This is a genomic window from Aeromonas sp. QDB30 (genome assembly GCF_027707645.1).
Classification (GTDB): domain Bacteria; phylum Pseudomonadota; class Gammaproteobacteria; order Enterobacterales; family Aeromonadaceae; genus Aeromonas; species Aeromonas caviae.
Genome location: NZ_JAPCIY010000103.1, coordinates 1 through 10,087, shown reverse-complemented (window position 1 = coordinate 10,087; position 10,087 = coordinate 1). Strand labels below are relative to the sequence as shown.

Annotated in this window: 7 protein-coding genes; 3 read left to right on the top strand and 4 right to left on the bottom strand. The window is 64.4% G+C overall.

The window, feature by feature from the left end; translation table 11 throughout:
- Positions 1-90: 90 nt before the first annotated feature.
- Positions 91-1,215 (bottom strand): HPP family protein, encoded by a 1,125-nt coding sequence (locus tag PG896_RS19490; protein ID WP_270664119.1) that lies wholly within the window; start codon positions 1,213-1,215, stop codon positions 91-93.
- 177 nt (positions 1,216-1,392) lie between these two features.
- Here PG896_RS19490 and PG896_RS19485 point away from each other — a divergent pair, with 177 nt between their 5' ends.
- Complete coding sequence (locus PG896_RS19485; RefSeq protein ID WP_270836102.1) at positions 1,393-2,505, top strand: glycosyltransferase family 9 protein; 1,113 nt, start codon at positions 1,393-1,395, stop codon at positions 2,503-2,505.
- A gap of 93 nt (positions 2,506-2,598) precedes the next feature.
- Here the strand turns inward: PG896_RS19485 and metE are convergent, their stop codons facing one another.
- The gene (gene metE / locus PG896_RS19480; protein WP_160839232.1) at positions 2,599-4,863 is read right to left on the bottom strand and encodes a 5-methyltetrahydropteroyltriglutamate--homocysteine S-methyltransferase; all 2,265 of its coding nucleotides are present in this window, start codon (positions 4,861-4,863) and stop codon (positions 2,599-2,601) included.
- Between the two features lie 161 nt (positions 4,864-5,024).
- Between metE and PG896_RS19475 the strand changes: the two genes are divergently transcribed.
- On the top strand, positions 5,025-5,960 hold the full coding sequence (locus tag PG896_RS19475) for a LysR substrate-binding domain-containing protein (protein WP_039041273.1): 936 nt from the start codon (positions 5,025-5,027) through the stop codon (positions 5,958-5,960).
- Between the two features lie 73 nt (positions 5,961-6,033).
- Here PG896_RS19475 and PG896_RS19470 read toward each other — a convergent pair whose 3' ends face one another.
- On the bottom strand, positions 6,034-6,846 hold the full coding sequence (locus PG896_RS19470; RefSeq protein ID WP_171865797.1) for a siderophore ferric iron reductase: 813 nt from the start codon (positions 6,844-6,846) through the stop codon (positions 6,034-6,036).
- A gap of 38 nt (positions 6,847-6,884) precedes the next feature.
- Positions 6,885-9,029: a TonB-dependent siderophore receptor gene (locus PG896_RS19465; RefSeq protein WP_171865796.1), complete on the bottom strand. Its 2,145-nt coding sequence runs from the start codon at positions 9,027-9,029 to the stop codon at positions 6,885-6,887.
- A 426-nt stretch (positions 9,030-9,455) separates the two neighbouring features.
- Here PG896_RS19465 and PG896_RS19460 point away from each other — a divergent pair.
- Positions 9,456-10,087 (top strand): PDC sensor domain-containing protein (locus PG896_RS19460; protein WP_193550735.1); only part of this gene is annotated, 632 nt, incomplete at its 3' end.

Below are 10,087 nucleotides of genomic sequence, written 5' to 3'. Positions count from 1 at the left end.
TGTTTGGAGACAGCCAGTTTACCAGCACCCTGTCTGTCAACTTCCACTTCCCCAAGATCCCGCGAAGAACCTTTTTTCTTGCCCCCCTGGCTACGACGACACCGGGGTCGCCTCCTCGCTCGTCACTCCGGGTTTCAGGGCCAGGGTGAACAGGGCCGCCACCATGTCGGACTGAGTGATGATGCCCACCAGCTGCTCCCCCTCCACCACCGGCATGTGGTGCAGCCCCCCGTCGGAGAAGGCCTCCACCAGATCGTAGAGAGGCTGGTAGCGCCGCGCCGTCTGCACCTCCCGGGTCATCAGATCCGCGACCTGCTGCTGCTCGAGGGCCTCTTTCGCCCTCGGCTGGTGACCCGCCCGGTCGATCATCAGGTCGTGCAGGGTGATGATGCCGACCAGCCTCTCCCCCTCATCCACCACCGGCAGCGCCTTGATCTGGTGGTGGGAGAGCAGATGCCACGCTTCCATGGCGAGCGCCTGTGGCGTCGTCACGACGAGATCCCGCGACATCACATCCTGGCACCGTACCGTCCCCACTCGCTCGCGCAGGGCGTGAAGCTGGGCCTCCTGCAGCAGCTCCTGCAGATCCTGGCGGCTGATGTCCAGCAGTTCCCCGTGTTTTTGCAGGGCAAAGTCGATGTCCTGGGTGGCGAGTCGGGCACTCGGCTGGGGATCCGCCGTCTGGTGGCGATTGGGCGCCGCCTTGCCGCCATGGGGATAACGACGCCCCAGAGCGCGGTTGTAGAGCAAGCCCAGACTCAGCAGCAACAGGGAGTTGAGCAGCACCGGCAGCAGCACGTAGCCGACCCCGAGCGCCCGGATCCCCTCGCCGCCGATGATGGCGGTCAGGGCCACGGCGCCGCCGGGCGGGTGCAGGCTGCGGGTGAGGAACATGGCGGCGATGGCCAGCATCACCGCCAGGGCCGAGGCGATAGCCATGTCCGGCACCAGGCTCGCACTCAATACCCCCATCAGGGCAGACACCCCGTTGCCCACAAGGATGGACCAGGGCTGGGCCAGGGGGCTGGCGGGCGCGGCAAACAGCAACACGGCGGAGGCCCCCATGGGGGCGATGAGCCAGTGCACCTCGAGCCCCAACCCCCAGCGGCACAGCAAGGCGGTGCCGAGCAAGCCGATGAGGGCGCCAAGGGCGCCGTAACAACTCTCTTTGACGCTGGTATTGGTCGATACCGGCAAAAAATCCCTGAACTGCATGGTGCTCCCGCGGACGATAACATTTATTTCAAATGCGCAATTCTAGCCACTTTCCCCCGTCCCGCACCAGCACCCCGCTCCGCCATGGCCATCATCCGCACGCGTTTTCCCTTCTTAACATTGTCTTAAGAGTCCGCTGGCACCCTTTACGCCATCCCAACACTGGAGCCCAACGGTATGACTCACCTCAACGATGCCCTGCGCCGCTTCGACGGCCAACGCCGGGTCTGGACGGCGGGACTGGAGCGAACCCTGCTCGGCTGGCTTGCCAGTCGCAGCGCATTGCCGCCCTCTTCGCAGGCACCCCGCCGGATCCTGGTCATTCGCAGCACCAACCGCATCGGCAACAACCTCTTCCTGCTGCCCTTCCTGCACCAGCTTCATCGCGCCCATCCCCACGCCGAGCTGGAGCTGGTGTGCAGCCCCACCACCCTGCTCCCCTTCCTGGCCGATCTGCCCCTGCGGCACATTCATCAGATCCGGTTGCAGGGCAGACACTTGCCGGGCGCCCTCTCGGCACTCTCGCGTCTGCGCCGCCAGCACTACGACAGGGTCTACGTCCCCTTCGCCTCCAGTACGGATCACTTCATCGCCGCCTGGGTACAGGCCCGTGAGAAATGCGGCTTCGACGATGGCCACGGGGATCTCATCTTCCCGCGTCCGCAGGCTCCGGACAGTGAGTGCCACTACGCCCACCAGCCCCTGCAACTGCTCGGCATACCGGGCAATCCGGCCGACCCCATCCCCCTTGGCAGCCTGTTGCAGGGGCCAAGCCCGGCCTTGAGTGCGCTGCGACGAGCCCATCCTGGCCGTCCCCTGATCGGCTTTTTCACCGGCGCCCGCAAGGGCAAGGGGCTCTCCCAGCCCCAGTGGCAGCGGTTGCTTGGGGATCTGCGCCGTCACAGCCCGGATGCCCTGCTGGTCCAGCTCGCGGATCCCGCCGCCCCCCAACACCTGCTCGGGGACGTGCACGTTTCCCTTGGCAACATGGGGGAGCTGGCCCGCTTCACGGGCGGCCTCTCCCTCTTCGTCAGCGCCGACACCGGTCCCCTGCACCTGGCTGCCGCCAGCGGTGTGCCCTGTCTTGGCCTCTTTACCCAGACCGACCCCGCCCGCTACGGGTGCCTGGGCGCCCAGCACCTCAATCTGGTGATCGAGGATCGCAATGCCATCCCCCTCGACCAACAGTGGCTGACCGAGGCGCTCGCAAGCGCCCCTCACCCGGTGACGATGTCGGTTTCCCCCACCCGCTACCTGCCCGCCCCCCGGCCCGCCCTGCTCCCCCTCTAGGGAGCGGCCATGCAAAAAAGAGGGAAGGCTGTCGCCTTCCCTCTCTCGTCTTGGTGACACTCACCGGGCGCTCGTCCGGGTGAATGGAAGCCCTCAGGCCAGCTCGGCGCGCAGCGCCCGGGTGGCATCGACCATCACCTTCAGGGCAGCGGTGGTCTCTTCCCAGCCGCGGGTCTTGAGGCCGCAGTCCGGGTTCACCCAGAGCCGGTCTGCCGGGATTTGTTGCGCAGCCTTGCGGATGAGGTCTTCAATCCAGCCCTGGCTCGGTACGTTCGGCGAGTGGATGTCGTAGACGCCCGGACCGATCTCGTTGGGGTAGTTGAAGCGCTCGAACGCTTCGAGCAACTGCATCTGGCTGCGGCTCGTCTCGATGGTGATCACATCCGCGTCCAGCGCCGCCACCGCCTCGATGATGAGGTTGAAGTCGCTGTAACACATGTGGGTGTGGATCTGGGTGCTGTCCACCACCGGGCTTGCACTCAGGCGGAAGGCGCGCACCGCCCAGTCCAGATAGGCCTGGTGATCCTGCTTGCGCAGGGGCAGCCCTTCGCGGATCGCCGGCTCGTCGATCTGGATGATCTTGATGCCGGCGGCTTCCAAGTCAGCCACCTCGTCGCGAATGGCCAGGCCAATCTGCAGGGCGGACTGCTCGCGGCTCACGTCTTCCCGCGGGAAGGACCAGCAGAGAATGGTCACGGGGCCGGTCAGCATGCCCTTCACCGGCTTGTCGGTCAGGCTCTGGGCAAACTTCGTCCACTCAAGGGTCATGGGGGTCGGACGGTCTATGTCACGGGTGATCACCGGCGGCTTCACGCAGCGGGAGCCATAGCTCTGTACCCAGCCAAAGCGGGTGATGGCAAAGCCGTCCAGCAGCTCCCCGAAATACTCCACCATGTCGTTGCGCTCGGCCTCGCCGTGCACCAGCACGTCCAGCCCGATGGCCTCCTGGCGCTCAATCGCGTCCTTGATCTGGGCCTGGATGCCCGCCTCGTAAGCCTGGTCATCGATGCGCCCGGCACGCCAATCCTGACGCAGCACCCGGATTTCCGAGGTCTGCGGGAAGGAGCCGATGGTGGTGGTGGGCAGGAGCGGCAGCTTCAGATCCGAGCGCTGCGCGTCGGCACGCACCGGGTAGGCGCTCTGGCGATCGAAGTCACTGTTGGTCAGGCTGGCGAGTCGTGACTGCACCGCCTTCTTGTGAACCCGGCTGTCAGACTCCCGATCCACGATGGGCTGGCTGTAAGCCTCGATTTTGTCCAGGGCGCCGCCGTCCAGGTAGTCGGACAGCAGCCCCAGCTCATAGCACTTTTGCAGGGCGAAGGCGAACCAGCTGCGGGTCTGGGGATCCAGCTCGTGCTCCAGGGTCAAATCCACCGGGCTGTGCAGCAAGGAACAGGAGGAGGCCACCCAGAGGCGCTCGCCAAGCTTTTCTTTCAAGGCCTTGAGGGTCGGCGCCAGCTTGGCCAGGTTGGCACGCCAGACGTTGCGGCCGTTGATGACACCCGCCGAGAGTACCCACTGGGCCGGCAGGTGCGGGACCAGGGTCTCGAGCTGCTCGGGGGCAGCCACCAGATCCAGGTGCAGGCCGTCCACCTTCAGACTGGTGATGATGTCCCGCTGATGGGCCACGGACCCGAAGTAGGTGGTGAGCAGCAGCTTGCAGGGGCCGCTCAGGCGCTCATATGCCTTGAGGTAGGCCAGGCGCCACTCGTCCGGCAGGTCCAGCGCCAGGGCCGGCTCGTCGATTTGTACCCACTCCACCCCCTGGGCCGCCAGTTTGGCCAGGATCTCCTGGTAGACGATCAGCAGGCGATCCAGCAGTTCGAGGCGGGAGAAGCCGCTCTCTTTCTCCTTGCCAAGCCACAGGTAGGAGACAGGGCCCAGCAACACCGCCTTGACCGGCAGCCCAAGGGCCTTGGCCTCTTCCACCTCGTCAAAGAGCTGGCTCCAGCCCAGCTTGAAGCGCTGGTCACGGTAAAATTCCGGCACCAGGTAGTGGTAGTTGGTGTTGAACCACTTGGTCATCTCGGCAGCGGCCGCCGCCGGGCCGGTCGGCGCACGGCCACGGGCCACCCGGAACAGGGTGTCGAGGTCGGTGTCGCCGTGGCGGTGACGGGCAGGCACGGCGTCCACCAGCAGGCTGGTACCCAACACCTGATCGTACCAGGCAAAATCCCCCACCGGCAGCAGGTTGACCCCGGCGGTACGCTGGGCCTGCCAGTGGCGCTCACGCAGGCTCTTGCCCACGGCGACCAGCTCGGCCTGGGTGGTTTCGCCACGCCAGTAGGATTCGAGGGCAAATTTCAGTTCGCGCTTGGCGCCGATACGGGGAAAGCCCAGGGTGTGTGCGCAGGTCATAGGTTCCATTCCTTATGCTCGTTTATCTGATGAGGATCTGGATTGTTTGGCCATCCAGATGTTTACACATCCAAAATGACAAGATAAGGTGACCTTGGCTATTGAATCCTCTTCAACTGGCTCTCAAGAATTTCTCAACTGACGCACAAAGGAGCAGTGCCATGGTCGCGCCCACCCCATCCAGCCCCCCTCAGAGCAGCAATCTGGGCATCGATCTCAAACACCTGAAGACCATCAGCGCCCTCGCCGAGCAAGGGTCCCTGGCCGGGGCCGCACTCACCCTCAACCTCACCCAGTCCGCCCTCTCCCACCAGCTCAAGGAGCTGGAGACCCGCCTCAATCTGGAGCTGTTTCTTCGAAAAAGCCGCCCTCTGGTGCTGACGGCGGCAGGCCAGCATCTGCTGGCCCTGGCCCGTCAGGTGCTGCCCGCCCTGGCCCAGACCGAGCGCCAGCTGGTCGCCCTGCACAGCGGCGAGGCGGGCAGGCTGCATCTGGCCCTCGATTGCCACAGCTGCATCCAGTGGCTGCTCCCGCTGTTGCCGGACTTTCGCCGCCAGTGGCCCGGCGTAGATCTGGAGGTGGAGTCGGTGCCGGGTTTCGATGCCATCAGTGCCCTGCTTGGCGGCCAGCTCGACCTGCTGCTCACCTCGGATGTGCAGGCCCGCGGGGATCTTCATTTCGAGCCGCTGTTCGCCTTCGATCTCACCCTGGTGATGGCGCCGGATCACCCCCTCTGCCAGCAGCGGCGCATCGCACCGGACGATCTGCGACCGGAGGTGCTGTTGGTCTACCCGGTGGAGCGGGCGCGCATGGACGTGTTCAGCCGTTTCCTGCAACCGGCCGGGGTGGAGCCCGCCCGTTGCAAACCGGTGGACAACACCTCGGTCATGCTGCAGATGGCCGCCGCCGGGCTCGGGCTCGCCGCCCTGCCCCGCTGGGCCAGCGAGGAGTTCGTGCGCCAGGGCCTGCTTGAGGCGCGCCCTCTCGGGGAGGGCATTCGCCGCCACATGTATGGCGCCGTGCGCGCCGCCGACAAAGATCAGGCCTGCCTGCAGAGCCTGTTCGAGCGCATTCGCACCCGGATGGCGGCCCAGTAAGCCGGGCACAAAAAAGCCGCCAGGATCAGGCGGCTTTCACCACGGGTTGCCCGCGCAGACGAAGAGTCGGGTATCAGCATTCATCACCCCTCGCCCCACCCAGCCTTCGCGGGCAGTTGCCACACAGTTCCCCATCCCGGCGCTTGTAGTGCAGGCAGCAGCGCTGGCGCACATAGCCCGGGAAGGCATCGTCCCGGGGCAGGCCTGCTTCGCACCAGCCCGTCAGATGTGCCGACGGCAGGCCACAGGATTCAAGCCAGAGGGGAGCATGGGACCTCACCTCCTCCCGACTCACCTCCCCGAAGAAATCGGGCACCCGCACCAGGGCCGCCAGCAGATCGTCCGCCAGGAGCGGGCGCACGAAACCGGGGCGCAGCCGCTGCGCCGTCCCAAGGAGGGTGAACTGCCCCTGCCAGTGCGCCTGGAGTCGCTCCCCGGCCGTCTTGATCAACACGCCGACCTCCCCTTTGATCATGGGCTCGGCCGGCAGGGTAAAGCCCGACACCACGCCGGCCTCATGCCCCTGTCCCAGCCTGTCGAGGGCAGGCACGGCCTGATGGCGGTAGACGGCCACCATGGCGAGATAGATGGATTGCCAGCAGAGCATGCCCCAGCTGCGGGTGAGCCAGTAGGCGGGTCCCGCCTCCGGGTGTGCCTGCTGCCAGTGCGCATGGAGGGCTGCGGCCACCTCGGCCGACGTCGCTCCGGTGGCATCCGTCAGTGGCGGACGCACGTCACCGGCCGCCACCAGGTTCCCCTTGAGGGACGGGATCAGGCTGGCCGCCGCCGCGAACAGGGCCTGGTGATCCGAGACGAGGGCGCGTTCCGCGTCCGCTTTTTCCCGGCCAAGGCCGTGCGGCACACCGCGCGCCCTCTCCTCGCCCATTCGTTGAAAGGGCCCCGGGCGCGTGCCGGGGCGCAAGGTCAGAATGCGTATTTGAGTCGCGCCTCCACGCTTCGTTCGGCCCCGAACCAGCAGTTGTTCTGGTCGTAGCAGGAGTAGTAGGTCTTGTTGAACAGGTTGCTGGCGCCAAGCGATACCCCTACCCCTTTCAGGCTTGCGCTGAGGGCGGCGAGATCGTAGGAGGCGGACATATCCATCAGGAGGTAGTCCGGTACCTTGTCGGTGTTGGCGGCATCCATCTCGGCCTCCCCCACGTAGCGCAGGCCGGCGCCCACTCGCATCCCCTCGAGGTTGCCGCCGGGGTAGTAGTTGCTCCACAGCGACGCCATCTGTCTGGGGACCCAGACCGGCGTCTTGCCCTGCAACGTGGTGGTATCGCGCGTGATCTCCATGTCCATCAGGGTGTAGTTGAGGGCCAGATCCAGCTGGCTGGTGAGATCGGCTCTCCCCTCAAGCTCGATGCCCCTGGAGACCGTCTCCCCGGTCTGCAGCTTGGGCCCGTAGACATTGTCCGGATCCGTCACCAGGGCATTCTTCTTGGTGATGTGGAACGCCGACAGCGTCGCCGTCTTGCTCATGTCGTCGGAGAGGAACTTGACGCCCCCTTCCCACTGATGACCGGTCGCCGGTTTGAACGCCTGACCCTGCTTGTCCGCCCCCGGCACCGGCTCGAAACTCTCGGCATAGCTCGCATAGGGGGAGAAGCCGCCATCCAGCTCATAGAGCGCGCCGACGCGGAAGGAGAGGTTGTCCTGATCGATGTGGGCCAGGGACTGGCTGTCCGCCCCCTGATAGAGGGTCCGGCTGTCGGTGTCCATCCGGTAGCGGTCGTAGCGGGCGCCGCCGATGGCCACCAGCCGATCGAGGCGCACCTGATCCTGCAGATAGACGCCGGTCTGGGACTGACGGATCACCTTTTTATCCTGGTAGTTGAAAGTGAGTGCCTCTGGGACTATCTGGCTATGGTTCGGGTTGAAAATGTCGATGCTGGGCGCCGAGTAGTCGAGGGTATCCCGGTAGAGGACATGGGCATCCAGGTACTGGTAGTCGACCCCGAGCAGCAGGTTGTGCTGGGCAGAGCCCGTCTGTACCTTGCCCGCCAGCTGGTTGTCGATGACAACGCCGCGAGAGTCTTCATCGGTGAGATAGGCGTTGCGGGCCAGGGTGCGGTTGTCCGCCGCCAGGGCCGCGTTGTAGGTGTTGCGCTGATAGGCAGACGCATCCATGTAGCGGGCATTTTGCAACACCTGCCAGCGCTCGTTGAAGTCGTGGCTCAGCTTGTAGCCCAGCAGGGTCACATCCCGGTTGTACTCGTTCCAGTTCTCGTCGCCAAGGAAGGTGTCACTGCCAAGCTGCCCCAGGGGATTGGATTTGGCCGAGCCGCTGGCGGGCACAGTGGTGTAGATGCCGGCCTCGGGATCCTTCTGGTAGTAAAGGTTGAGGTTCAGCAGGGTGCGCTCGCCGAGCTGCCAGTCCAGGGACGGCGCAAAGACGTAGCGCTCCTCCTTCGAGGTCACCGCCTGGCCATCCTTCTCCCGGGCCAGTCCCACCAGCCGATAGGCGAGCTGCTCGTTGATGGCACCGGTGCTGTCGAGGGTCATCTCCTTGAGGGTGCCCGTGCCGGTCGCCACGCTCACGTTGTGCTTGCTCTCCCGCTGGGGGCGCTTGGCGATGAGGTTGACCATGCCGCCGGGGGGCATGCTGCCATAGAGCACCGATGTCGGCCCCTTGAACACCTCCAGCTGCTCGATGGCCACCGGATCGATCTGGGGTTGCAGGTTCCAGTCGTTGTACTGGAGCAGCAGGCCGTCATAGAAGTTCTGGTAGTTGTCAAAGCCACGGATGTTGAACAGATCCAGCCGGTTGACCGCCCCGCCCCTCAGCTCGGTGTTGACGCCGGGGACGTAGCGCAGCGCCTCGCTCACCGAACTGACACCGCGCAGCGACAGGGTCTCCCCATCCACCACCGAGATGGCCTGGGGCGTCTCGATGGGGTCGAGCCGGGTCTTGGTCGCGGTGTTGCGATAGGTCTGGCCGAGCACGGTCAGGGTCTCGTCGGCGGTGGCCGTATCCTGGCTGTCGGACGCGGCGGCCTGTACAGAGCCTGCAAGCAGGGTGGAGATGGTCACGGCGACCAGGGTCAAAGGGGGGTGAACAAGCTGCATCTGATCCTCGATTACTTACTGCATGTGAATAGTAACAAATATCATTTGCATTTTATTGTTCTATTTTGCCCCGATATTAACAATTTGGGGCATGTTGGCGGGGAAGCGGGAAAAGCGAGGGTGGCAGGCACGCCATCTCCTATCGGAGGCAAGATGGCAACGTCGTCGAGGCTCTCTGAGAGGGTCCATCATGGCCGCCTGATGAAGGTCACCGCCTTCACTTTCACAGCCAATCGGCAAGTAACCATCACATATTCAGAACATGGCGGCATTTTCACCCCCATATTCACACTCATCAGACAAGTATGGTCGCGTTCTCCCTCCCCTTGTTGATCCTGGTCAATCGCTATTGATAAAGGAGGCGATAGCATGCCCACCCTTTTATCAGCCCTGATTGAGACAATACCAAGCCATCAGCACACGCCTATGAATGAGACCGCCCACCAAAACCTGCACTGCGATACCCAGCTCAACGTCACCTTCGGAGTCATCATCCTGACCCTGCTCATCGCCCTGATGGCCGTCAGTGTCAGCATCCGGACCTCTGCCGAGCGCAAGTATCACAAGGTGGCGGCCATGTTCGTGCACAACATGGCGACCCAGTCCATCGAGCCACAGTTCAAGTCACTGGAGCATGTCCTCAACGAAACGGGCAGTGTCATCGATGAATCAGGCCTGGATGCCTTCCTCAATGAGGGCCATACATCCCTTGGCATCTCCCTGATGCAAACGTTGGCGCTCACCCCCTATGTGAAGAGCATCCTGCTCGCCGATCCACAGGGGCGGTTCAACTCCATCCCCCATCTGCCGGTCGAGGAGCACGTTGATGCCAGGAAGCGCCCCTGGTTTCTCTCCGCCGCCGTGCGAACACCCTTCGTGCACTACACCGACCACTACACCAGCCAATTCGACGACAAGAGCCGCAGCGTCTCCGTCTCCCGCCCCCTGCTCGACAGGGAAGGATTCTTCCTCGGCACCCTGGCCATCTTAAATGCGAAAGGGGACTCCCTCCGACGTAGGTGGGAGGGGAATTTCGCCGGGGCGTCAGCCCCGCTGGT

Coding starts and splice junctions, on each gene's coding strand:
- PG896_RS19465 (WP_171865796.1), bottom strand. CDS start 9,029: ATGCAGCTTGTTCACCCCCCTTTGACCCTGGTCGCCGTGACCATCTCC.
- PG896_RS19485 (WP_270836102.1), top strand. CDS start 1,393: ATGACTCACCTCAACGATGCCCTGCGCCGCTTCGACGGCCAACGCCGG.
- PG896_RS19470 (WP_171865797.1), bottom strand. CDS start 6,846: ATGGGCGAGGAGAGGGCGCGCGGTGTGCCGCACGGCCTTGGCCGGGAA.
- PG896_RS19475 (WP_039041273.1), top strand. CDS start 5,025: ATGGTCGCGCCCACCCCATCCAGCCCCCCTCAGAGCAGCAATCTGGGC.
- metE (WP_160839232.1), bottom strand. CDS start 4,863: ATGACCTGCGCACACACCCTGGGCTTTCCCCGTATCGGCGCCAAGCGC.
- PG896_RS19490 (WP_270664119.1), bottom strand. CDS start 1,215: ATGCAGTTCAGGGATTTTTTGCCGGTATCGACCAATACCAGCGTCAAA.